Source organism: Bacillus sp. BHET2 (genome assembly GCF_005938125.1).
In the GTDB taxonomy this organism is placed as follows: domain Bacteria; phylum Bacillota; class Bacilli; order Bacillales; family Bacillaceae_B; genus Rossellomorea.
Window position 1 is genome coordinate 1,214,895 of the sequence record NZ_VCQN01000001.1, and the last position, 25,851, is coordinate 1,240,745.

22 protein-coding genes are annotated in these 25,851 nt (G+C 40.4%); all 22 read right to left on the reverse strand.

Features of this window, described 5'->3' with window-relative positions:
- Nucleotides 1-1,743 carry a 2-oxoacid:acceptor oxidoreductase subunit alpha gene (locus FGG79_RS06255; RefSeq protein ID WP_138776864.1) on the reverse strand — a complete coding sequence of 581 codons (1,743 nt, stop codon included), beginning with the start codon at nt 1,741-1,743 and terminating at the stop codon, nt 1-3.
- A 489-nt stretch (nt 1,744-2,232) separates the two neighbouring features.
- Complete coding sequence (locus tag FGG79_RS06265) at nt 2,233-3,156, reverse strand: dipeptidase (protein WP_138776865.1); 924 nt, start codon at nt 3,154-3,156, stop codon at nt 2,233-2,235.
- Nucleotides 3,157-3,256: 100 nt separating this feature from the next.
- Complete coding sequence (spoVS, locus tag FGG79_RS06270) at nt 3,257-3,517, reverse strand: stage V sporulation protein SpoVS (protein WP_034760060.1); 261 nt, start codon at nt 3,515-3,517, stop codon at nt 3,257-3,259.
- Nucleotides 3,518-3,653: 136 nt separating this feature from the next.
- Nucleotides 3,654-4,457 carry a TIGR00282 family metallophosphoesterase gene (locus tag FGG79_RS06275; protein ID WP_138776866.1) on the reverse strand — a complete coding sequence of 268 codons (804 nt, stop codon included), beginning with the start codon at nt 4,455-4,457 and terminating at the stop codon, nt 3,654-3,656.
- Between the two features lie 164 nt (nt 4,458-4,621).
- Nucleotides 4,622-6,181, reverse strand: coding sequence for a ribonuclease Y (gene rny, locus FGG79_RS06280; RefSeq protein ID WP_138776867.1), 1,560 nt, complete (start codon nt 6,179-6,181; stop codon nt 4,622-4,624).
- A gap of 637 nt (nt 6,182-6,818) precedes the next feature.
- A complete protein-coding gene (gene recA / locus FGG79_RS06285; RefSeq protein WP_138776868.1) occupies nt 6,819-7,856 on the reverse strand; it encodes a recombinase RecA in 1,038 nt (345 codons plus the stop codon).
- A gap of 292 nt (nt 7,857-8,148) precedes the next feature.
- A complete protein-coding gene (locus tag FGG79_RS06290; RefSeq protein ID WP_138776869.1) occupies nt 8,149-9,384 on the reverse strand; it encodes a competence/damage-inducible protein A in 1,236 nt (411 codons plus the stop codon).
- A 70-nt stretch (nt 9,385-9,454) separates the two neighbouring features.
- Nucleotides 9,455-10,033 carry a CDP-diacylglycerol--glycerol-3-phosphate 3-phosphatidyltransferase gene (gene pgsA / locus FGG79_RS06295; RefSeq protein ID WP_138776870.1) on the reverse strand — a complete coding sequence of 193 codons (579 nt, stop codon included), beginning with the start codon at nt 10,031-10,033 and terminating at the stop codon, nt 9,455-9,457.
- Nucleotides 10,034-10,111: 78 nt separating this feature from the next.
- Nucleotides 10,112-11,017 carry a helix-turn-helix domain-containing protein gene (locus FGG79_RS06300; protein ID WP_240794208.1) on the reverse strand — a complete coding sequence of 302 codons (906 nt, stop codon included), beginning with the start codon at nt 11,015-11,017 and terminating at the stop codon, nt 10,112-10,114.
- A gap of 16 nt (nt 11,018-11,033) precedes the next feature.
- Nucleotides 11,034-11,825, reverse strand: coding sequence for a DUF3388 domain-containing protein (locus FGG79_RS06305; protein ID WP_138776871.1), 792 nt, complete (start codon nt 11,823-11,825; stop codon nt 11,034-11,036).
- Between the two features lie 248 nt (nt 11,826-12,073).
- Nucleotides 12,074-12,331: a DUF3243 domain-containing protein gene (locus tag FGG79_RS06310; RefSeq protein ID WP_138776872.1), complete on the reverse strand. Its 258-nt coding sequence runs from the start codon at nt 12,329-12,331 to the stop codon at nt 12,074-12,076.
- A gap of 90 nt (nt 12,332-12,421) precedes the next feature.
- Nucleotides 12,422-13,138: an elongation factor P 5-aminopentanone reductase gene (gene ymfI / locus FGG79_RS06315; protein ID WP_138776873.1), complete on the reverse strand. Its 717-nt coding sequence runs from the start codon at nt 13,136-13,138 to the stop codon at nt 12,422-12,424.
- 64 nt (nt 13,139-13,202) lie between these two features.
- On the reverse strand, nt 13,203-14,492 hold the full coding sequence (yfmH, locus tag FGG79_RS06320; protein WP_138776874.1) for an EF-P 5-aminopentanol modification-associated protein YfmH: 1,290 nt from the start codon (nt 14,490-14,492) through the stop codon (nt 13,203-13,205).
- 2 nt (nt 14,493-14,494) lie between these two features.
- The gene (yfmF, locus tag FGG79_RS06325; RefSeq protein WP_138776875.1) at nt 14,495-15,769 is read right to left on the reverse strand and encodes an EF-P 5-aminopentanol modification-associated protein YfmF; all 1,275 of its coding nucleotides are present in this window, start codon (nt 15,767-15,769) and stop codon (nt 14,495-14,497) included.
- A gap of 337 nt (nt 15,770-16,106) precedes the next feature.
- On the reverse strand, nt 16,107-17,066 hold the full coding sequence (locus tag FGG79_RS06330) for an ABC transporter permease (protein WP_138776876.1): 960 nt from the start codon (nt 17,064-17,066) through the stop codon (nt 16,107-16,109).
- On the reverse strand, nt 17,067-18,116 hold the full coding sequence (locus FGG79_RS06335) for an ABC transporter permease (protein ID WP_138776877.1): 1,050 nt from the start codon (nt 18,114-18,116) through the stop codon (nt 17,067-17,069).
- Entirely contained in the window at nt 18,109-19,644 is a 1,536-nt protein-coding gene (locus FGG79_RS06340) for an ABC transporter ATP-binding protein (protein ID WP_138776878.1), read from the reverse strand. The genes FGG79_RS06335 and FGG79_RS06340 overlap by 8 nt, the downstream gene beginning before the upstream one ends.
- Before the next feature lie 285 nt (nt 19,645-19,929).
- Entirely contained in the window at nt 19,930-21,027 is a 1,098-nt protein-coding gene (locus FGG79_RS06345; RefSeq protein ID WP_138776879.1) for a BMP family lipoprotein, read from the reverse strand.
- Between the two features lie 50 nt (nt 21,028-21,077).
- Entirely contained in the window at nt 21,078-21,803 is a 726-nt protein-coding gene (locus FGG79_RS06350) for a GntR family transcriptional regulator (protein ID WP_138776880.1), read from the reverse strand.
- Nucleotides 21,804-22,228: 425 nt separating this feature from the next.
- Nucleotides 22,229-24,592, reverse strand: a complete 2,364-nt coding sequence (locus FGG79_RS06355) for a DNA translocase FtsK (protein ID WP_138776881.1) — start codon at nt 24,590-24,592, stop codon at nt 22,229-22,231.
- A gap of 187 nt (nt 24,593-24,779) precedes the next feature.
- Nucleotides 24,780-24,986, reverse strand: coding sequence for a YlzJ-like family protein (locus FGG79_RS06360; RefSeq protein WP_138776882.1), 207 nt, complete (start codon nt 24,984-24,986; stop codon nt 24,780-24,782).
- Nucleotides 24,983-25,717: a ClpP family protease gene (locus FGG79_RS06365; protein ID WP_138777634.1), complete on the reverse strand. Its 735-nt coding sequence runs from the start codon at nt 25,715-25,717 to the stop codon at nt 24,983-24,985. Before FGG79_RS06365 ends, FGG79_RS06360 begins: the two co-directional genes overlap by 4 nt.
- Nucleotides 25,718-25,851: the final 134 nt, after the last annotated feature.

Here is a 25,851-nt window from a genome sequence, read left to right on the forward strand (position 1 = left end):
TTAGTTCAACTCCTTACATCTAGTATGAATTTCATTAGGTAAGTATGGTGTTCCATCATACTTCGTCATCTTTGTGATTTTATTTCCGTATCCAACGTTCATTTTAATGATGTTGGCAAGTTGACCTGTGGCATTATTCTCGATCACGATCACTTTCTTCGCTGATTGCATAAGCGGTTCCAATTCAATTGCCGGGAACGGATGAATTAAGCGGATGTGAGCATGATTCACTTTAAGACCATCCATTTCCAATCTCCCCATCGCTTCTTCAATAACTCCACGTGTTGAGTTGAAGCCAACTAACAAAAGGTCCGCTTCTTCATGAGGTGCGTTGACGTGGATTGGTTGATTGAATTTAATGTTATCAAGCTTCCTCATACGCTTATCCATCTGGGCCTTTCTATTCACAGGAGATTCAGAAGGCTTTCCTGTTTCATCATGCTCTACTCCTGTTACATGATGAATTCCGTTTCTCATTCCAGGAATTACACGAGGAGATACCCCATCTTCTGTTACTTCAAATCGCTTATAATATTTTTTCGGTTCCAGTTCATCCAAATCAGATTCCTCACCAACAAGCTTCCCTCTTCGGATTTCCACTTTGCTGTAATCCAAAGGTTCAACGGTTTGCTTCCCTAAAGAGAGTTGAAGATCAGAAAGAATGATTACCGGACATTGATATTCCTCGGCCAAATTGAAAGCTTCCACTGTGTCATAAAATGCTTCCTGTACTGTGCTTGGTGCCAGTACGATTTTAGGTATTTCACCATGGGTGCCGTAAATCATAGCCATTAAATCTGACTGCTCCTGTTTTGTGGGAAGTCCTGTAGACGGTCCTCCACGTTGAGTGTCTACGACAACCAAAGGCTGTTCCGTCATCCCAGATAGTCCAATCGCTTCCATCATTAGTGAAAGACCTGGTCCAGCAGAAGCTGTGAAGGATCGGATTCCACCGTAGTTCGCTCCGATCGCCATCGTGGCAGCTGCAATTTCATCCTCCGTTTGGATGACCGTTCCACCCACCATTGGAAGCTTCTTGATTAGGTATTCCATAATTTCAGATGCTGGAGTAATCGGGTAGGCAGCCATCAAACGCACCCCCCCAGCCAGTGCACCAAGTGCTATGGCATCGTTTCCGATCATAAACATGCGCTTATTTCCATCTGCTTCCTTCAGTTGTAACGAGCCAACCTTATCTCCGAGTTCATCTATCATCGTTTGGAATCCTTGTTTAATGGCTTCCATATTTTTCTCTACAACCGCCTCACCTTTACGACCAAAGATTTCTTCCACTACTTCCTTGAAAACGTCCGGATCAAGGTTCAGAACGGCACAAGTCGCACCTACTGCCACCATGTTCTTCATTAATGATGTTCCAAGTCCCGTCGCTAATTCAGTGAAAGGAACGATGAACAGGGAAGCATCTGTATCTTCAGGCTTCTCAGGCTTGAATTTCGCATCTGCTATAATAACGCCACCACTATGTAATTCTTTATAATTCACATCGATCGTTTCCTGGTCAAATGCAATCAGGATATCTAAGTCGTCAGCAATCGCACGAACTTGTGTGGTGCTTACCCGAATTTTATTATTTGTATGCCCACCCTTAATTCGAGAGGAGAAATGGCGGTAACCATATAAGAAATAGCCAAGGCGATTGAGGGCCATGGAAAAGATTTCACCTGTACTCTCTATTCCTTCACCTTGCTGTCCGCCAACCTTCCATGAAAGTTGTTCCTTCATTTATTACACCCCTTCAATCATTATTTGCAACATCTATTATAGAAGCATATTTTTTTCATTTCATTCATACAATCGATTATTAATAAGGATTGTTTCAACATTCTACTGCGTGTTCACTCTATCAGTTTATCACTTTTCCATTTAAATCACTACTGTATTAAAGAGATTATGAGTGTAATCACTTACCTATAGTCATGAATGGGGCTGGGACATAACCAAATCAATATAATCGAAAGACGAACAATCAGGATATAAGACCATGTTAGGGTTTCTTGTGACACCGCTGTTGATTTCCGTGCAAGACTTCGCTTTCCTCGGGGCGGAAGGCGAGCCTCCTCGTCGCTGACGCTCCTGCGGGGTCTCACCTATTCCGCTTTTCCCGCAGGAGTCTTCGTCTTGCACTCCAATCAACAGCTAGAACCAGTTAAATACACTGTGTATGCTTTTAAAATAACATTAAAAAATCCTTTTGTCCCAGCCTCATCTTTCTTAATCTGGCATTCTTCCGACAAAGTTTTCGTATAAGAATTTTTTCACTTGTTTCTCACTATAGTATCGTTGAAGTGTGTTAATTAAATGATCATACTGATCGAATGAAGATAAACCTATCACCGTCTCTGTTATCCCGTCGAAGTCTGAACCAAAGCCAATATGATTCTCTCCGCCCAAACTACATACATGTTCTACATGCCTGATCACATCCGAAATTTCTGCTATCCCTTTCTTGGTTAAAAAGGGTGGAACAAAGGTGATTCCCATCACACTATCTTTTTGAATAAGAGCTTCGATTTGATCGTTTTTCAAGTTTCGGGGATTGGGACAGATTGAATATGCATTTGAGTGAGAGGCAATGGGGAAATCTGCGATTTCAATCGTATCCCAGAACGCCTTTTCGCATAAATGGGACACATCTGTCCACAATCTCTTCCCATTCAAAAAAGACACAACCTCATGACCAAAATTTGTCAATCCTCCACCCCTTGGTTCAAGTGCCCCATCTGCAACCCCATTTGCCCAATTCCAAGTTAATCCAACAGAGCGGACACCGAGCCTGTACAGAATCTCAAGCTTCGTGAGATCTTCCTCTATTGCCTCTGCTCCTTCAAGAGTAAGCATTGCACCAATCTCTTCCTTCCCTAGTCTGTCTAGATCCTTTTTACAGGTTATAAATTTTAGTTTCGGATTGGGCTTTAAGATTTGATTATGAAATATGTTCACCATTTCTAACGCGGCTTGAAATCGTTGACCGGGCTTTAAATAGGACGGTATGTAGATTGCAAACAATTGAACCTTACCTTTGCTTTGAATGAGCTGAGGGTAGGTAATATGTAATTTGTACTTCGTTTGAAATGCTCCCATTCCCGGTTCTACGTATAACTTCATCAACACATCACAATGTGCATCAAATATCATGTACCCTCATCCTTTCGGTCACAATGAAAATCTGTACCATTATTAATAGTATAAAGGCTGTCCACTAAAGAATCCTCTTTAATGAACAGCCCATGATTTATTATCTTGGTTCTACAATTAGCTTTATCGCCGTACGCTCTTCCCCATCGATCAGGATATCTGTAAATGCTGGGATACATATTAAATCTAAACCACTGGGAGCCACAAACCCTCTCGCAATCGCCACTGCTTTAACTGCTTGATTTAAAGCACCTGCTCCAATCGCTTGAATCTCAGCTCCTCCTCTCTCACGAAGAACACCGGCGAGTGCACCAGCTACAGAATTAGGATTAGATTTTGCTGAAACTTTTAATATTTCCATTCCTTTTCCTCCTTGTCATTTCCCCCATACCGTATGTCCGTGGTAAAGAACAAACTTGGTATAAATGATTCCACTGCTACTATATTCAGGAAATGGACAAATCATTCCGGTCATACCGAAATAGGAAGGAAAACATTTAATATTCTGTTATGAAAGGGTGGTCTTCGTTTATTAAAAGTCTTTCGATTTTTTTTGCTTTTCCTGTTTTTTGATCAATATCGATTAAACATGCACTCAAAATCTTCCGTCCGGTCTTAGGTACTTCAAAACGAACTGGTAAACTGGTCTGAAATCTCTTTAAAACAGAATCTTTACTCATTCCTAATACTTCGTCATACGGTCCGGTCATACCCACATCACACATAAACGCTGTGCCATTTGGTAGAATACGATTATCCGCTGTTTGAACATGTGTATGGGTCCCGATAACCGCAGATACCCGTCCGTCTAAAAACCAACCTACAGCTTGTTTTTCACTGGTGGCTTCTGCATGGAAGTCTACAAATATGATTGATGTCCTCTTCCTCGCTTCATCAACGAGTTCATCAAGTGCCTTAAACGGGTCATCAAGTGGAGGCATAAAGGTTCTTCCTTGGGCATTAATAATGGCTACTTCTTTCCCATACACTTCAGCAAAAACCAAACCGCTCCCCGGTGTTCCTTCCGGGAAATTGGCTGGTCGCACCATTTGCTTTGCAGAATCGATAAAATCAAAGATGTCCCTATTATCCCATGTATGGTTTCCGAGGGTCACCATATTGGCACCATCTTGTAAAAATTGCTTATAAATTTTCTCTGTAATCCCTCTGCCAGATGCAGCATTCTCCCCATTAACGATCGTAAAATCAGGCGAGTGCTTTTTTTTAAGCTTTGGTAAGTATTCTGTAATCATCTCTCGGCCCATTGAGCCGACAACATCTCCAACAAATAATATTTTCATGAAAATTCCCTTCTCTATATGTATTGAGTCATGTAGTTATTGTATCACAAATGGCTTTCGGTCTATTCATCATAAACGGTTTGAGCGATTGTTTCATATCAAAAAATACGCAGCCGATAAAAAAAGCTGACTCAAAAAGGGATATTCCTTTTTGAGTCAACTTCTTATTTTGCGTATTCAACGGCTCTTGTTTCACGGATAACCGTTACTTTAATATGACCTGGATAATCAAGCTCATCCTCGATTCGTTTACGGATATCCCTAGCTAATCGGTGAGATTCCAAATCGTCAATGGCTTCTGGTCGAACCATAATACGTACTTCTCGGCCAGCTTGGATCGCGAAGGATTTCTCAACGCCTTCATAAGACTCTGAGATTTCTTCAAGCTTCTCAAGTCGACGGATATAGTTCTCCAACGTCTCACTTCTTGCTCCAGGTCTCGCTGCAGATAAAGCATCTGCTGCGGCAACGAGGACAGCTATAATGGACGTAGGTTCTGTATCTCCGTGGTGAGAGGCAATACTGTTAATGACTACAGGATGTTCTTTGTATTTCGTTGCAAGTTCCACTCCAATTTCAACGTGGCTTCCTTCTACTTCGTGGTCAATCGCTTTTCCGATGTCATGAAGTAGTCCAGCACGTTTGGCAAGTCTTTCGTCTTCGCCAAGTTCTGCTGCAAGTAATCCTGATAGATACGCCACTTCCATTGAGTGTTTTAAGACGTTTTGACCGTAACTTGTACGATATTTTAATCGTCCCAAAATTTTAATTAAATCCGGGTGAAGGCCGTGAACGCCAACTTCGAATGTTGTTTGTTCACCAATTTCACGGATATACTCATCCACTTCACGTCGGGATTTATCCACCATCTCTTCAATTCGCGCAGGGTGAATACGTCCATCCTGAACTAATTTCTCTAATGCAATTCGAGCCGTTTCTCTACGAATCGGATCAAAACCAGAAAGAATAACTGCTTCAGGAGTATCATCAATAATCAAATCGATTCCTGTAAGTGTTTCCAGCGTACGAATGTTACGTCCTTCTCGCCCAATAATTCGACCTTTCATCTCATCATTCGGTAGGTTCACAACACTAACCGTTGTTTCTGCCACGTGTTCTGCGGCACAACGTTGAATAGCCAGTGAAAGGACTTCTTTCGCCTTCTTATCTGCATCTTCCTTCGCACGTGTTTCATGTTCTCTCACCATAATAGCGATATCATGGGAAAGTTCATTTTCAACGCGGTCAAGAATGATTCCTTTCGCTTCATCACGGGTTAAGCTCGAGATACGCTCTAGCTCTGTTTGCTGTGATCGTACCATCTCGTCCACTTTGCTTTCCATCTCTTCAATATGTTGTTGTCTCTCGTTAAGAGTTCCCTCTTTTCTCTCGAGTAAGGCTTCACGCTTATCAAGCGTTTCATCTTTTCGATCGAGGTTTTCCTCTTTTTGCATCAAACGATTTTCTTGTTTTTGCAATTCATTTCTTCGTTCACGAAGGTCATTTTCCATTTCTGTGCGAAGTTTATGATTTTCGTCCTTTGCTTCCAAAAGTGCTTCTTTCTTCAGAGCATCTGCCTCGCGCTTCGCATCTTCTAAAATCTGCTCCGCTGAACCTTTAGCACCAGCAATCTTTGCTTCAGCAATGGACTTACGAATTAGGTATCCAACAACTACACCGACGATAAGGCCAAGCAAAATGAAGATGATTGTAATAGGTTGCATTATTTCACCTCCTCTTGCTATGAACTGTCATCATGTCTTTTACATGTCGGCTTGTACATTGCTCATTTGAACAAAATATACAGCGCTAGGCTTTCAAATATTCATTCGAAAAATTTGTAAAATATACATGTTAATTTTAAATCTCTGAAAATTTATTGTCAAGGGGTAGAGCCTTCTATCACTAGATTTCTCAAGGGATTTTTCCCAATCGACATAAATTGACACTGTCACTCTGGGGTTATGGATGACTTTGAACCCATAAACAGCTTTTTCAATTTTTTTTAAACTTGTGAAGATATTTGTAAAAATTGGATTTGCAATCATCCATTTATGACAATTAGGGGCTATCTTTGAGAAAAAAGGAATATTACTATTTTCTACCAAAAGGTTGTTTGACATACATATGGACTGTATTCTTCATTATTTCGTATACAGGTAGTGACTGATTTCCGCTATTATGTCGGTGGTGAGAATTGTCTGTATAGTGTCATAGCGCTTCTCCACATCTACTTCTGCAGAAGTCAGTACAAAGAAAGAGTGTTGAATATGTAAAGAAACGTAACAATCTATTTTTCACAATGAGCCTATATAATAAAGAGAAGCAAACCAAAAGATGGTTGCTTCTCTACCAACTCACTTAGTCTTCTAATAGACTTAAGTCACCTTGCTCGTCTGTTTCAGCTCGGCCCGTATCCAACCCATAATGTTCACGGATTTTCAGCATGATTTCACTACGGATCTCAGGATTCTCTTTAAGGAAGACCTTTGCGTTTTCACGACCCTGACCTAAACGTTCCTCATTATATGAGTACCAGGCACCACTCTTTTGGACAATATCCAGTTCAGAACCAAGGTCAACGATTTCACCTTCTTTGGAAATCCCTTCTCCGTACATGATATCAACTTCAGCTACACGGAAAGGAGGAGCAACTTTATTTTTCACGACTTTAATCTTGGTTTTGTTACCTACCATTTCGTTCCCCTGCTTAAGCGTTTCGGCACGTCTAACTTCCAAACGTACAGAAGAATAGAATTTAAGTGCGCGACCACCAGGTGTTGTTTCGGGATTACCAAACATGACTCCAACTTTTTCACGAATTTGGTTAATGAATATCGCGATGGTTTTCGATTTATTGATAGCACCTGAAAGCTTACGAAGAGCCTGAGACATTAAACGGGCTTGAAGTCCTACATGGGCATCTCCCATTTCCCCTTCAATTTCCGCTTTCGGCACAAGGGCTGCAACAGAGTCAATAACGATAGCGTCGACTGCTCCACTACGTACTAAAGCTTCAGCAATTTCTAATGCCTGCTCACCTGTGTCAGGTTGTGAAAGTAATAATTCATCTATGTTTACTCCAAGCTTCTGTGCATATTCAGGATCTAGTGCATGCTCAGCATCGATAAATGCCGCTTGACCACCCTGAGCCTGAACCTCTGCAATCGCATGAAGCGCTACTGTTGTTTTACCAGATGATTCTGGGCCATATACTTCAATGATTCTTCCACGAGGATATCCGCCTATTCCAAGCGCAGCGTCCAATGCCAGTGAACCACTTGGACATGTTACTATGTTTCTATCCGTTTTCTCTCCAAGCTTCATGATAGAGCCCTTACCAAACTGTTTTTCTATTTGTTTTAACGCCATATCTAAGGCTGCTTTACGATCGCTCACAAATTTTCCTCCTTTGAATATAGAACTTGAAATCGACAACTTATAAGTTTGTCTCAAATCCAACCTATCTATACTATAAACGTTTTTATAATAGAAAACAAGAAAAAATCGAACATTCATTCGGTTTTTTTCTATTGGTTTAGTTGATTGATATGTAGAGGGTTCACTCGAATAAATGATCGTATTTTCACTTTTTTCACCAATTCGAACGATCAACATTCTGCTCATAGCGAACTTATTCATTCAGCATCTTAAAAGGCTGCCCTCAAAAAAGAAAGCAGCCTTCGTTCATTTAACTCAACGCCTTGATCAAAAAATGCCAACCATACTTTACTGTTCTCATGCGATTTCCATTTCGTCCTCCACCCAAATCTAATCGAAATGTCTTGGTTGGTTGGCCTTCCATTGCCATTCCGATCCAGACAGTCCCTGAAGGGTGGCCTTCATGTGATCCTGGACCGGCAACACCGGTAAAGCTCATTCCGATGTCGGAAGAAAGAAGCTCCCTTACATTTTCAGCAAGTTCTCTTGCACACTGCTCACTTACGGATGTATGTTCTGTCAGTGTACTCTCTTTCACGGATAAAACCTTTTGCTTAACCTCGTCCTGATAACATACTACTCCGCCATTGAGAATAGAAGAGGCACCAGGTAACGATGCCAATTGGGCTTGAAAGAGTCCGCCGGTCAGGCTCTCTGCACAGGATAAAGAGAGACCCTTCTCCTTTAACAGGTTGAATCCAACTTCAACTAGAGAATCTTGGTTGTATCCATAAAAATACTCCCCAGCTGTTTTCATAATTTCTTCCTCTACTTCGTCCAGTAGCGTAATAGCAACATCCTTTGATTCATGTTTGGCCGTCAGCCTAAGTGTGACTTCTCCATCACCTGCAAGTGGTGCGATGGTGGGATTGGATTGGTTATCAATCAGCTCTTCCAACTCTGTTTCAAGTTGAGCTTCTCCTATGCCGAAAAAACGTAGGACTCTTGAATAAATAACTTCCTTCTTCTTTAGCAAGGTGAATATCGCTTGTTTTCCGTATTTACTAAACATAGGTCTCATCTCAGAAGGAGGACCAGGTAAAAGCATATATGCCTTTCCATCCTTTTTGTATAACATACCAGGTGCCATACCGTGTTCGTTTTTCAAAACATCAGACCCTTCTAATATGTGGGCCTGTTTTTCATTATTTGGGGTCATTTCCCGATTCACTTTCACAAAGTAGCTTTTGATTGATTCCAGGGCTTCCTCATCCATCGTCAAAGTCGTGCCTAGCGAGCTTGCAATCGTTTCTTTCGTTAGGTCATCCTTTGTTGGGCCAAGGCCACCGGTGAAAATCAGTAGATCAGCTCTCTTTTCTGCCACCTTAATGACATCCTGTAATCGCTCCGGATTGTCACCAACACTAGTGTGGTAGTAAACATTCACTCCCATTTCAGCAAGTTGCTCTGAAATGAATTGAGCATTAGAATTGACGATTTGTCCTAGCAACAATTCAGAACCAACCGCTATGACTTCTGCATTCATTCTTATTCCCCCTATTATTGATGTAAAGAAGGGGTTGATTCCAGTAGAATCACCCCCTTTTTAAAACGATTTATTTCGAATTTACGAATGCTTTTTTATTATGTTTGAAATAATCCCATCCAGACCAAATGGTAAAGAACATGGCCACCCAAAGGGCGATCGTAGCAAAAGGAAGATTGATTAGCTCGAAAATAGCATTATGCAAAAGCAATGCTGAAATCGCGATAATCTGAGCCCAAGTTTTAATCTTCCCAAGTTGACCCGCAGCAACCACTTCTCCTTCTCCTGCTAAGACGAGACGCAATCCTGTTACTGCGAATTCCCTGCTGATGATGATAATCACGATCCAAGAGGGAGCAAGACCGAGCTCTACCAGAACGATTAAAGCAGCAGAGACGAGTAATTTATCCGCTAATGGATCTAAGAACTTCCCTAAGTTCGTCACAAGATCGAGCTTACGTGCATAATATCCGTCCACCCAATCGGTTGTTGCGGCAATAATGAAAATCAATGCTCCTATAAAATGTTTGACAGGTAATTCTGCACCAAGAAACATCATATCTCCCCAATTGAAGGGAACAAGCATAATGATTAAAAATAATGGAATTAAAAATATCCTTGAAACCGTAATCTTATTAGGTAAATTCACCTTTCTACCTCCAATACTTTAAACAATGGTCTACCTATAGTATGTAATAAGAAAGGAGTTATTAAAACTCCTTTCTTATTATTGTTGTGTTCCAGCTTCGTAGTTGATGACAATGTCCTGCCTTACAACTTCCGCAGCGGGAACTTTGTATTCAAGTCGTTTTCCGTTTACTAAGATATCTGTATTCGTAGCATCCCCTATGATTAGGTAGGCCTGTTTTTCAGAAGAAAAATCAAATTCTTTTTTATTGCCTTCTTTTAATAAACCTTCAAACAACAATTCATCTGCTGTATTATATACCCCGATCCATGTATCTCCATTAGCTGATAATTGCAGTTTGAATTCATCCGTATTTTTGAGGTCATAGGTTGTTTTTTTGCCTGCGGTATCAACAGCCTCTAATGATTGTTCAGACTTTTGTTCCTTCTCACCATCAGCAGAATCTTCCTTGGAATCTTTACTTTCATCCGTTTGTTCTTTTTCTTTATTTTCTTCCTCAGGCTTTTCATCTTCAGCACTTTTATTTTCATCAACATCCACTTGCTCTTGGTTTGCTGACTGATCTGATTCTGTTGCCTTGTCCCCTACTCTCCCCTGCCAGAACACCCATACAGCAATAAGGGCACCTATAATAAACAGGGATATAAGAAGCTTAGGTATAAAGTCAAATGCCTTAGTTGAGCTTTCTGAAACCGACTTGCGGGACTGGACCCTAGACAAAGAAACTGGGATCTCATCTTCATGGGTTGTCGGGATATCATCCTTGTGTTCCTCAAAAATCACTTCAGGCGGTAGCCCAACTGCTTCAGAGTATTGCTTAATGAATGCACGGACATAGAATTTCCCTGGCATCGCATCATAATTTCCTTCTTCTATACCAATCAAATAACGCTTTTGAATTTTCGTTATCCTTTGTAAATCCTCAAGGCTATAGCCTTTTGCTTCACGAGCTTCCTTTAAACGATTTCCTAATTCCGTCACCACTTAACACCTTCCAATATTAAAAATCAAAACCTCCAAAATCGGAATTTTGAAATAGATTATTTTGTTCGACTAATTCATATGTAATTTCTTCATCAGGATCGTTTCTAAGTTCAATGATATAATCAAAATCTTCAAGCGAATATTCAGAGTTTTGAACAAAAACATCAGGATGTTCGATTACTTTCACTGCAGGCAATCTCATAATTTCCCTTACAAGTTGCCAATGCTTCTCGCTTGCACGGCGAGTTGACACGATGCCATCAATAATGAAAAGGTTTTCAGATGAGTATTCGTCTTCGATCAGCTTGCTTCTTATTGTTTGTTTCAACAATGTCGAGGATACGAATAGCCATTTCTTATTTGCACATACGCTTGATGCCACGATGGATTCGGTTTTTCCTACTCGAGGCATTCCTCTAATCCCAACAAGTTTATGTCCTTCTTGTTTAAATAATTCAGCCAGAAAATCGACCAACAAGCCCAGCTCGTCCCTTACAAATCGAAACGTTTTCTTGTCATCGGCGTCACGCTGAATATATCGGCCGTGACGGACAGCAAGGCGGTCCCTTAATTTCGGTTCTCTCAGCTTTGTAACATTGATGGTATCCATCGTTTGCAAAATGGATTCCAATCTGATGATCTGTTCATCATTATTTGCAAGAAGAAGCATTCCCCTTCTTCCTTCATCAACGCCATTTATCGTTACAATATTTATTGAAAGCATTCCTAATAAAGAAGAAATATCACCTAAGAGGCCTGGACGATTCTTTTGAATTTCATATTCTAAATACCATTCTTTCCGTTCCATTCGTAACCCCCCTAAAAAACTGTGACATTCCAATTGGAGAAAATTCATTCAACATTCGTTTAAACATCTAGGTATTATAATAAATGATTTTCAGGTAATAGAAAAGCAAAACCTACATAAATATGTACATTTTCTCATTTTATCCCTAAGGAAATTGTTTGCCTGAGGCGGTTTAATTCCCTTCATAGGGTCTACATCAGTTGGGAGTAAGGTAAATGCATAAAAAAAGAAGAGGGAAATCCCTCTCCTTAACGAGTACCATTGTTATTAACAAGTTTCACCATCATATTGGCAATGGAATGCTGTTCTTCAGGAGAAGCGACAGACCATAAATCCGCTAATACTTTTTCCTGATCGTTCTTGGCTTCAACCTGATTCGCCAAGTAATCACCGATTTGATAGGCTAAGTCCGTTACTGTTTCATTTTCCATTCCACCGTGTTCAGCCTGGTTAAGACGATCACCTAAAAAGTTTTTCCAATCAGACCAGTTATCTAAAACAGACATTTGTCATGACCTCCTTTATTGAAATACACTCTTAGTTTGTATCCGAGAGAAAAAATTATGCGCCATAATCTATTGGTTGCAAAAACTTTTTCAAGTATGCCAGCCGCCATTGACTGACAGGGTTTGGCCAGTGATGTAGGAGGCTTTGGTTGACAGAAGAAACTGGATAGAGTCGGCTATCTCATCTGCTTTGGCGAGACGCCCCATCGGTATTTCTTCATGAAGTGCCGTCACCTCTTCTTCAGAAAATATGCCCATCATTGAAGTATCTACGGCTCCAGGAGCTACTGCATTCATTCTCACTCCACTTAAAGAAAGCTCTTTGCTAAGAGATTTCACGAATGCCAATTGGGCTCCTTTGACCGTTGAATATACGACCTCACAAGCAGCCCCTATCTGCCCCCAAATTGAGCTTACCATGACGATAGCTCCTTTTCGCTCAATCAGCTTTGGCAACAATCTTTGAACGAGGAGCATGGGGCTTTTCACATGAAGGTTAATCATATAGTCAATGTCCGATTCGGTGATATCCTGAAACAATCCCCAATTTGAATTCCCACTACTATAGACCAGTGCATCAAGTTGAAAAATATTCCCTATAAGGAGCTCCACTTCTTCTGGAATCGAGAGGTTTGCCCTAATGGGAATTACTTCTACTCCATAATGATCAATCCTTTGTACCAACTCTTTCACAGCCTCTTCATTCGAATAATAATGCAAATATAAGTTCCAGCCCTCTTCGGCCATCTTCAAAGCCGTACTGCTCCCAATCCCACCTGAAGCTCCTGTTATTAAAGCATATTTCATCTGTTTCACCCCAACATTCGTAACATAAAGAAGGGAACTGCCTTTTGAGCAGTTCCCACTCTCATTATGATTTAGGTACTACCTGGCAAACCGTAAAGCGCTCTTCACTTATAATGGTATTCACAATAGATTGAATATCATCATACTTTAATGCTTCAAGTGTCGGTACCACCTCAAATAGATCCATTTCATTGAAAGCGTACCGTGTAAATTGATTCGCTATATACTCGGGAGAATTAATGGCTCGCAAGAAAGCTCCTATTTTCTTCTTCTTCGTTCTTTTTAACGCCTCGTCAGTAAACAGGGATTCTTGTTTGGCTTTAAGAAGGAGTGATTGAACCTTCTCCGCTAATTCATCAGGTCTTTCCGTATCTCCACCTACTGTGAGAAAGCCAAATCCATTTTCCTGTGTGTAATCATAATGGAAGGTTTCATCAATCAAGCCTTCATTGTAAAGATCTGAATAATAGGTTGAACTCTTCCCAAACAGCATATCCAAGAATACGTTCATGGAAAGTTCTTGTTTAAGCATTTCCTTCCCTTGTTGCTGTGGTTCGGGAGCTTTAAGACCGACCAGACATTTAGGGCTTTGTACATTCATTTTGAGTACTTGTTTCTTTTGGGCAACCGTATCTGGCTCATCTTCGAATTCACGCTTGATTTCAGGCATTTTTTCATAATTCTTTTTTTCCTGATTCGAGCGAATTTGATCCATGATCTGATCAGGTTCCACTGAGCCGACAACAAAGAGGAGCATATTACTTGGATGATAGAACGTATTGTAACACTGATATAGCATATCTTTCGTAATCGGTGTAATGGATTCGATCGTACCTGCAATATCAATTTTCACAGGATGGTTTTGGTACATGTTTTGGATCACACCGAAGTACAGGCGCCAATCTGGATTATCATCATACATTGTAATTTCCTGTCCAATGATCCCTTTTTCTTTTTCCACCGTTTTTTCGGTGAAATATGGATCTTGAACGAAATCGATAAGGGTTTCAAGATTTTGTTCTACATTGGTGGTACTTGAAAACAAATAAGCTGTCCTTGTAAAAGATGTGAATGCATTCGCTGAAGCACCTTGCCGGCTGAACTGTTGGAATACATCCCCATCTTCCTTTTCAAATAATTTATGCTCAAGGAAATGTGCGATCCCGTCCGGTACTTTAACGAATTCGTCTTCGTCCAATGGAAGGAAATGATTATCAATACTTCCATATTTCGTGGTAAATGTTGCATACGTTTTATTGAATCCTTTTTTAGGGAGAATGTATACGTCCAAACCATTGGACATTTTTTCATAATATAAATTTTCTTGTAATTGATCGAAGGAAATTTTCTTCATCTTCATCCCTCCATTCCTGTTAAAAAGTAGATAGTATCCAGTTCAACTTTATTTGCGGCTTTCACTATATCTTTTTTAGTTGTTTTTTCAATTTCATCCAGCCAATGTTTCAAATCGATTTCTTCATGAGCCACTGCATTATGGTAAAGAATTTCTACCAGTCCCCTTGATGTATCAATGGTTTCTAGAAGCTGGTTTCGAATGACCGCTTTCGTTTGATCAATCTCCCCATCTGTAAAGTCGCCATCTTTCATGGCTTGGAGCTGCTCATTGATGATCCCAACTGCTTGATCATATTTTTCAAATTCTATTCCAGACATCACCATTAATAGCCCTTTATGACTCTCCAGTCTACTTGCTGCATAGTAGGCGAGACTCGCCTTTTCCCTCACATTAATGAACAATTTAGAATGGGAGAAACCGCCGAATATCCCATTGAATACTTGAAGAGCAAAGTAGTCATCATCGCCATATTGAGTGTGTGTACGGTAGCCCATATTGAGCTTTCCTTGCTTAACGTCCTGCTTTTCTTTCACGACCTTTTCCTTGTCTTTACGTTTCACTTCAGATGAATCCACTTTTTGAGAAGTACGATCACCTAGTTGAAGAAGTTGATCACATAGTGCTTCAACTTCTTCAACTTCCACATCACCAATTACATAGAGATCAAATTGATCTTCATTCATGACATTTTGATAATACTCATACAAGCTTTTAGCCGTTATGGATTCAACTTCCTCACTAACACCATTAACGTGAAGAGCAAATCGCTCACCTTTACACATTTCTTCCACTAGCCGTGAATTGGCGTAGCGCATTTTATCATCGTAAACTGATTGTATTCTTACTTTTTGGTTTCGTTTTTCTTTCTCTACTATTTGCTTATCGAATTCACCATTGTCAACGTCAGGATTTTGCAAGACATCCGCCAAGAATGCAATCCCTTTTTTAAGCAAGGGCTCTGAATCCTTTAAGAACTTCTCGTTGGCAATTTCAACTGACATACTGACCACATGATACTCACCCTTTTTCCCAAGATCAACGAAGAAGTTCGCACCATATAGTTCATCCAAATAGGAACGTAATTCCGTTGTACTCGGATAGGTTTTCGTACTGCTTTGCATCACATGAGGAAGTAACCCCCGGAGCGTCACTGTATCTTGATCTAAGGGTGCTTTCATTTTCAAAACCAGGCTGTTGGTTTTATACTTATCTGTTTGAACGATATGTAGCGTGTACCCCTGTTTCTTTTTTACGATTTCATTAATGGCTGTCATCGTACCGTCCTCCTTAGTTCCACACTTGTCGTCAATTTGTAATGAAAATAGATATAAACACCCTTATTGTGCGGTATTTATGTATAACTATACATGTAGTGAGTTATTGATTTCAAGCATCTTCCACTCCTGGAAAAATACCCATGGAGTAAACCATTATATGCAGGTGGAACATCCTTTATGTTTTGCCTACATATCCAAAAGAATTTTCGTTTGTTTCACCCAATAAAGTACTTCGCAAAGTACTTCACGCCTTTGGGAACTTTAGAACAATCTTCTTGTAAAAAAAAGGATACCTCCGAATTAAATGTCGGGATATCCTTTTTTTGATATTCAATTAACGGTTTCCTTTAATATAAGGTGTTCCGAGTGCTTTAGGTGCGTCAGCACGACCGATGAATCCTGTAAGGGCCAGGATGGTTAACACATAAGGTGCGATCAACAAGAATACGCTAGGAATATTTTCGAATAAAGGAATACTTGATCCGATAATACTCAAACTTTGAGCGAATCCAAAGAATAAAGCCGCTCCCATGGCTCCCAGTGGATGCCATTTACCGAAAATCAACGCTGCAAGGGCCATGAAACCTTGACCGCTTATTGTGGCGTGGCTAAAGTCTGATGAAATCGATTGAGCATAAACTCCCCCTCCGACCCCTGCAAAAGCACCAGAAATAATGACTCCCATATAGCGCATTTTTGTCACATTAATCCCCATTGTATCTGCTGCCATCGGATGCTCACCCACAGAACGCAGTCTAAGTCCAAATGGGGTTTTAAACATGATGAACCATACAATAAAGGAAACTAGAATCGCTACGAACGGCGGCCAATATGTGTTGGTAAAGAAAATATCTCCAATGACCGGAATTTTGTGAAGCAATGGTACATCGACTTTACCGAAACCTTCGGAAATAATATCCGTTTGACCTTTACCATAAATGCGTTTGACTAAGAATAGTGTCAAACCAATCGCTAGTAAGTTGATTGCTACACCAGAAACAACTTGGTCAGCTCTGAATGTAATTGACGCAACAGCATGAAGGATTGCTAATGCCGCTCCCATTATCATTGCAATGATTAAAGACACCCAGGGAGTCGCTGAACCAAACGTATCTGCGAATGCAAGATTGAATACAATACTTGAAAATGCTCCAATGACCATTAATCCTTCAAGCCCGATATTCACTACACCAGATCGTTCTGAGAAAGCTCCGCCTAAAGCAGTGAAAATAAGTGGTGACGCCCAGAGTAATGTCGATGGGATGAGGATTGTTAAGATATCAAAAAAGCCCACTTATTTCACCCCCTTTTTACTAAATCGTTGAATAAGATATCGAATCATATAACCAGATGCTACAAAGAAAATAATAAGGGCAATAATAATGTCTACCAGTTCATTTGGAATACCTGCTTCTAGTGGCATATTCAGAGCACCCACTTTAAGTCCTCCAAAAAGAAGAGCAGCGAACACAACACCAATTGCTACATTTCCTCCTAAAAGAGCCACAGCGATCCCGTCGAATCCAACCCCTGTAAACCCTCCTTTAATTGAAGCATACCCAAATGTTCCAAGTCCTTCCATAGCTCCTGCAAGTCCTGCAAACGCTCCGGAAATAACCATTGAGAGAATGATATTTCCATTCACGTTCATTCCTGCGTATTGAGAAGCATGCTGATTAAAACCTACGGAGCGTAACTCATATCCACGAGTCGTTCTTTCTAATAGGAACCACATGATGAACACACACGCAAGGGCAACGAATATACCCCAATGAAGACGTGAATAATCCGTCAAGCTTTCAAAGAAGGGGGACTTCAATGAAGCCGTTTCTGCTATATAATCTGTTCGATCTTTACGTTCTGTTAACACATCACGGATAATTGCATTTGCTACGTGAAGTGCAATATAGTTCATCATGATCGTTACAATGACTTCATGTACCCGATATTTTGCTTTAAGTAATCCTGGAATGAATCCCCATAGGGCCCCAGCTAATGCTGCTGCAATAATGGCAAGTGGTAAATGGATCAACTTAGGTAACCCGTCAAAAGCAATCCCTACCCAGACAGCAGCGAGCCAGCCTACAATCAATTGCCCTTCTACCCCAATATTGAATAAACCTGTTCTAAATGCAAAGGCAACGGCTAAACCTGCCAAAATGTATGGTGTGACTTGACGAACGGTCTCACCTACATAATAAATATCACCGAAAATCCCATTCCATAGGGCAGAGTATCCTGCAATCGGATCGTATCCACTGACAAGCATGATAATGGTACCGACGATGATACCTAAAAGGACTGAAATAACCGGGATTAATATATTTGTTAATCGATTAGACATGTGCGTTCTCCCCCGCTTCCTTCCTTTTCGAGCCAGCCATAAGAAGTCCAAGCTCTTGTTCGGTTGTTTCCTTTGGATTCACGATAGCGACAATTTGTCCCTCATAAATAACGGCTATGCGATCACTAACATTCATGATCTCATCTAGTTCAAATGAAAGTAATAGAACTGCTTTCCCGTTATCACGTTGCTCTATCAAGCGTTTGTGAATAAATTCAATTGCGCCAACATCAAGGCCCCGTGTCGGTTGAGCCGCAATCAATAAATCTGGATCACGATCCACTTCTCTGCCGATGATCGCCTTCTGTTGATTTCCGCCGGATAGCGCACGGGCAAGAGTGAATTCAGAAGGGGTTCTTACATCAAACTCTGATATGAGTTTTTTTGCTTGCTTATAAATATTTTTATAACTTAGTACGCCTTTATTAGAATAAGGCTTCTGGTAATAGGTTTGAAGTACCATATTTTCACCAATAGGGAAATCCAACACTAACCCGTGCTTATGTCGATCTTGTGGGATATGACCTACTCCGGATTCGTAAATCTGACGAGGTTTCATATTAAGTATTTCTTTTCCGTTCAATTTGATTGATCCACTATCTGCTTTGTGTAAACCCGTTATAGCTTCAATCAATTCACTTTGTCCGTTACCATCAACCCCGGCAATACCAAGGATTTCTCCGGCTCTTACTTCGAGATCCAAACCCTTAACAACTGATACATTCCGGTGATCTTTCACGTTCAGATCCCGAATTTCAAGTACATTTTCAGCAGGGTTCGCTTCCTTTTTCTCTGTTTTAAACGTTACTTCGCGTCCAACCATCAGACTTGCAAGGTGGTTCGGATCAGTGTCTGAAACTTTGACTGTCCCGATGCCTTTCCCTTTTCTGATAACGGTTACATTATCACACACTTCCATAATCTCTTTTAGTTTGTGAGTGATTAATATAATGGACTTTCCTTCTTTTATGAGCGTTTTCATGATCTGGATAAGTTCTTTAATTTCTTGTGGTGTCAATACAGCCGTAGGCTCATCGAAAATCAGGATCTCAGCACCACGGTATAGAGTTTTTAATATCTCTACACGTTGCTGCATCCCTACTGAAATTTCAGAAATCTTTGCAGAAGGATTGACCTTTAAACCGTATCGTTCCGAGATTTCTTGAATATCCTTTTCTGCTTTTTTAATATCGACTGTTGCACCAGACTTAGGTTCTCTTCCAAGTATGATATTCTCTGTTACAGTGAATGTATCAACAAGCATAAAATGCTGGTGGACCATCCCAATTCCTAAATCATTCGCGATATTAGGGTTTGTGATATTTGCTTTCTGCCCTTTTACACGAATTTCTCCTTGCTCAGGCTGGTAAAGTCCGAACAATACGTTCATCAATGTAGACTTACCTGCTCCATTTTCACCAAGAAGCGCATGAATTTCACCTTTTTTGAGCTGGAGGGTAATATTATCATTTGCTACGATGCCAGGAAATTCTTTACGAATATTCAACATCTCGATTACATAATCCATTGCTATTCACTCCTTGCATAGGCTAGGGATATTTATCTAGTAGTTAGAGGTCAGACCTTGAAACTCTAGAAAAAAAGGGTTTCCCCCGTTTAAAACTCTAAATGAAAGATAGAAAGAAGTTTCTATACTTCAATTAAAGTTTTTAGTCCTGTTGGCCTATATTTTGTTTTTTGCTGAATAGAAGAATACAAGACTATAGACTCACCATTCACATGTCAAACAACTTTTAGTTCTAAAAAAAGGGATAAGAGACCGGCTTGCATTGATCCCCTTATCCCTGTTCAATTAGTTAGCTGAGAATGATTTAGCCGCATCAAGAGATTCTGGAACAGTGATGTCCCCGCTCTTGATTTTCTCTTTCCATTCATCAACTTTCGCCATTACTTCGTCTTTGTTAGAAAGCTCTTCATTAAGAGGAGCTAGTCCAACGCCATCTTCGTTAAGGCCGTAAGAGATAACTTCTCCACCTGGGAACTTACCATCTTGCGCTTTGCTTGAAAGATCGATAACCGCATTATCAACACGCTTCAATGAAGAAGTTAAGATAATGTTATGATCTCCAACTTTACCTTCTGCTGATTGATCAGAGTCAACCCCGATTGCCCATAGTTCGCGTGAAGGATCTTTTTCTTTTAAGTCACGTGCTTCCTTGAATAGACCGTTACCAGTACCGCCTGCTGCATGGAAAATCACATCTACATCTTGAGAGTACATTTTTGAAGCGATGGTTTGTCCAAGTTCCGCTTTATCAAATGCACCTGCATAATCTGCAACGATTTCAGCATCGGGATTAACCGCTTTCACACCAGCGATGAAGCCAGAGTGGAAACGTTCGATTACTGGAATTTCCATTCCACCGATGAAACCGATTTTGTTTGTCTTTGTTGCTAATCCTGCTGCTACTCCAGCTAGGAACGAACCTTCTTGTTCTTTAAACGTAATGCTTGCAACGTTTGGCTGATCTACAACCGCATCAACGATTGCAAATTTTGAATCTTTTTGTTGTTGTGCAATATCGTTTACTGCACCTTCCATAAGGAAGCCGATACCATATACTAAGTCAAAGTCTTGACGAGCTAATGTGTTTAAGTTCGTAGCATAGTCTGCATCAGATTGTGATTGTAAGTAGTCGAATCCTTTTTTACCTTTTTCCATGTCATTTTCTTTACCAAATGCTTTCAGGCCTTCCCAAGCAGATTGGTTGAATGATTTATCATCTACTCCACCAACATCTGTAACCATCGCTACGGTGAATTGATCTTCTTTGTTGTTACCTTCACCACTAGATGTACCTTCTTTGTCCTCGCTTGTTCCACAAGCACCTAATAATGTACCTGCAGCTAGAACAAATGACAACGCTAAACCGAATTTACGTTTTTTCACCTAGAGTACCCCCTAATATTGTAATAAATTAGTAGAAAGATGGATTGTTGTTATACACGCTTTCTTAATACGTGGAAGCTAAATTTGTCTGATCTGAAATAGTTTACTGAGTACAGAATCGGTTCATCGTTTTCATCAAAATGCATTTGTTTTAGTACGAGTAAAGCCGTTTCTGGTTCGCAATTGAGAATAGGGGAGATTTTATCGTGATATCCCATCGGTTCAATTTGTGCAACTGCATGAGTAATTCTTTTATTCTCTCGTTTTTCTAAAACGGTGAAAATCGAATTATCTTCATGGGTAAAGTTCCTTGGCAAGATCTTCTCAGGAATTTTGTCAACACAGTACACAACCGGTTCCCCGTTTGCAGTACGAACACGTTCGATCAGGATCACGTCTTCCTCTTCATTGCAAGTAAACCTTTTCACATCATCCTCAGTAGCTTCTTGAGTTGTCGAGCTTAAGAAAATGGTCCCTGGCTCCATACCAGCCTGTTTAATCATGTTGGTTACACTGTTTAATTGCTCAATACCAGAAGTAAAGAGCGGTTTGGCGTTTACAAATGTACCTACACCATGACGTCGTACGATAACACTTTCTTCCTCAAGAATTCTGAGAGCTTCCCTAAGAGTCGCCCTACTTACACCAAGTTGTTTGGAAAGATCAAATTCGGACGGGAGTTTCTCTTTTTCTCTGTATATTCCCGCTTCGATGTCTTTCTTCAAACGATCAATAACTTGTAAGTATAAATGCCTATTGTCTGTTTTTATTGTCACTGGAACCACCACCAAATTTTCTCAAGACATCAGACCTCTGATGTATATCTTTCCTACTAATCGAAAATACTATAACACTTTTCTTTTGATAAATAAATAGTATTGCGTGATTTTGTCGAAAAAAATGATTAGAATGACAATTTAAAATCTTTTTTTCCAATAAGTAGTAATAATATCTTTATGAATGGGTTTACATGGGATATTTTAACTTATTTTTAACAAAAATAGTGTGATTCATTTTCAAATTTTACATAGACAATTCATTACCATTACATTTGTAAACGCTTTTAATAGTATAACACATTCGTGGATAAACTAAGATAACTTTCTTTCATAGAAGCTAAAACGGATTTATCATCCTTTATTTTTCATAAAAAAGGTGTGTTACCCCGCTCCTTTTTCGAATAGGGTAACACACCTTTTTTTTATGAACTTTGCTCCTCTGAAGGCTTGCCGATTAAGACGGTTCTCGGCTTACTTCCTTCATATGGCCCCACAACTCCCCTTACTTCCATTTCATCGATCAGTCTGGCTGCTCTCGTATAGCCAACTCTAAATCTCCGTTGAAGCATGGATACAGATGCGGTTTGCATTTCTGCGATGAGCTGTACAGCATCATTATATAATTCATCTTCCGCTTCCCCGGTTTTTTCATCCTCTTGAATTTCATCCGGTATCATTTCTTCTTGATATTGGGCCTTCTGTTGTGAGATAACGAAATCGACGATCTCCTCTACCTCTTCATCCGACAAGAAGGCGCCTTGGACCCTAGTTGGCTTAGAGGCTCCTACAGGCATGAAAAGCATATCTCCACGGCCTAATAGTTTTTCAGCTCCACCGGAATCCAAAATCGTTCTGGAATCGGTTTGAGAAGATACAGCAAACGCAATCCTTGAAGGTATATTCGCCTTAATGACACCCGTGATAACATCTACAGATGGGCGCTGCGTGGCTATGATAAGATGGATTCCAGCTGCTCGGGCCATCTGGGCCAGTCTAGTGATGGCATCCTCGACATCGTTTGAGGCTACCATCATCAAATCAGCCAGCTCATCCACTATCACCACAATATATGGGAGCAGAGGCTGTTTTTCTTCATTCTCACTATTTTGTCTTTTGACATAGTCATTGTATCCTTCAATATTTCTTGTTCCTGTATGAGAGAAAAGTTCATACCTGCGTTCCATTTCATTTACAACCTTTTTTAATGCCTGAGACGCTTTTTTAGCATCAGTGACAACAGGTGCTAAGAGATGGGGGACTCCATTATATACATTAAGCTCAACCATTTTCGGATCAATCATCATAAGTTTCACTTCATGTGGTTTTGCCCTCATAAGTATACTTGTAATGATACCGTTAATACACACACTCTTCCCGCTCCCTGTAGCACCGGCGACAAGTAAGTGAGGCATTTTATTAAGCTCTGCCAGTACCGCTTCACCAGTGATATCTCGTCCTAATCCGATTTGTAGTTTGGCATCCGGCTTATTTTGTTCTTTCGCCTCGAGTACCTCCCTCAAGGAGACCATTGCCACCTCGGAGTTAGGGACTTCAATACCGATCGCTGACTTACCCGGGATCGGTGCTTCGATTCGGATGTCTTTCGCCGCAAGGGCCAATGCCAAATCATCGCTCAGATTAACGATACGACTGACTTTCACTCCCACATCTGGATGCACTTCATACTTCGTGACAGCGGGACCCAAGTGAACTTGGGTAACTTTGGCTTTCACCCCGAAGCTTTGGAACGTTCTTTCCAATTTGGCAGCATTGGCATGTATCAATTGGTATTCATTGCTTTGATCTGTTTTTCTTGGACTCTTCAGTAACGTAATAGAAGGGAGTTTATAATCTTTATTCTCCACTTCAGTAAAGGTAATCGGTGGAGCTTTTTCTTCTTCTACTCCTGACCCTTGGTTTGAATTTTGTGAAGTATCCTCTTTTTCTTCATTCACGCCAGCAGCAGAAGAGGAAATATCTTCTTTAGGTTGTGTTCCACCATATGCCCTTTCAGCGAAATTCGAGATGATAGGTTCTCTCGATTCATCTTCTTGTGGAAGAAGTGATTCGGTCACTTTTTCTTTATTCTGTGGATTCTCTTTCTTTTTCTGTTCCTTTATGTTTTTTTTCTTGGATTGGTCTTCCTTCCAATCACTCATGTCCTGTTTAAATGCTGCCCATTGGCCACTAATGAATGCGCCAAAGCGATTACCCGCTCTCCCAAGTACATCACCAATGGATTTTCCCGTCACTAATATGATTCCGATCATTATGAATGTAGCGCTCACGATTCTTGCTCCTTGTGAATCGAAGAGAAAGTAAGAAACGGCAAATAGAATGCTCCCTATCATACCACCACCAAGATCCGATGTACTCGTTTCGCCAGTAACATCTATCCAATACAAATCCCATGTATTCATAATGACACTTGGATTGTCGAATGATCCATCATTAGAAAGTAAATCAAATAATTTCACATGACTTAAGAGCAAGAAGCTGGCTATGATGATATATACACCTAACAATCTGCGACTAAATAACATGGGTATCTCCCGTTTAACCATAAGGTAAAGAGCGACGTACAGCATCCAGAGAAGCGCCACCATATACCATTCCCCAAGAAAGAATCGATCGAAATAAACTAATGCCTTCCCTACAGCCCCAAGCTCTATGATGGAAATTAAGCTTAATGCAGCTAGTATCAATCCGGTAATTTCATATTTTATTGTTTGTTTTAAAGTCGAGCTCGTTGCCGACCGCTTTTTTCTTTTTTTCTTTTTTGCCAATCTAATTCACCTAAATTCTATTGAAGTCTATCAAGTTATGTACTTAAAGATGAAGGAAGGGCTGACCCTCGGGGGCAAATCGCGTGCCTAAGGTGTCAGACCCTTCCCGGGACTGTATCGTATGTTAATCTACTCTTCCAGTAATATTATAGCATAACCACTATTTCGGGAAAATCATCTTTATCACTTAATTGTTGATAAATTCCCCTGGGCATAGTTGATCATTGAGGTAGTGTGCAGGATCGCTACTCATGATTCTTATGACTCGATATTTATTTTCTTCCTGTTGAACAAGAAGTGGGACACCTTGATATTCCATCATCATTTGTCCACTGAATTCACTTTCATCTGTCGGATAAACAAGGTCATTTGGAACAACAGTATAAAGAATCATTGAACCAGCCCCTCTTGGTGATCAGTTTGCTTTTTAATTTCTATCAGCTCATTGATCTTTCTAATCGCCTTCCCTATTCCACCAATACCGTCTATTAAACCGTATCCCACTGCATCGTCCCCCACCACATTTGTTCCAATATCCCTTGTAAGATTGCCTTTTGCAAACATGAGGTCTTTAAAATCTTCTTCAGTGATGTTGCTGTGTTTAGTAACAAAGCTTACCACCCGTTCCTGCATCTTATCAAGATACTCAAATGTTTGGGGTACTCCGATGACTAGTCCCGTTAATCGAACAGGGTGAATCGTCATGGTAGCTGTGCTCGCGATATATGAAAAATCACATGATACGGCAATCGGAACACCGATACTGTGACCTCCTCCGAGCACGACTGAAACGGTAGGCTTAGAGAGTGAAGCAATCATTTCTGAAATAGCCAGTCCTGCTTCTACGTCACCTCCTACAGTGTTTAAAATGACCACCAATCCCTCTATTTTAGGATTTTGCTCAATGGCAACTAACTGGGGTATGACGTGTTCATATTTTGTCGTTTTATTTTGCGGTGGAAGTTGCATATGCCCTTCTATCTGACCCACGATCGTTAAACAATGGATATTTGAATCCTGAGATAGCTGCGGGACGTTGGTTTGTCCTAATTGTTGAATTTTCTCCATCAGTCCTGATGGCTTATCTTTATTATCATCCTGTCCTTTGTTTGGCTGGTCCTGCATCGATAAATGATTTTCTTCCATGAAAACATCTCCTTTTCATTCCCATTCTCTTGTTATTATTTTATTAATGGAGTGTTTTCATACTTTATACTTTCCCATGCGGACCAAAGCGATATAAAAAGAGGCTGTTTGTT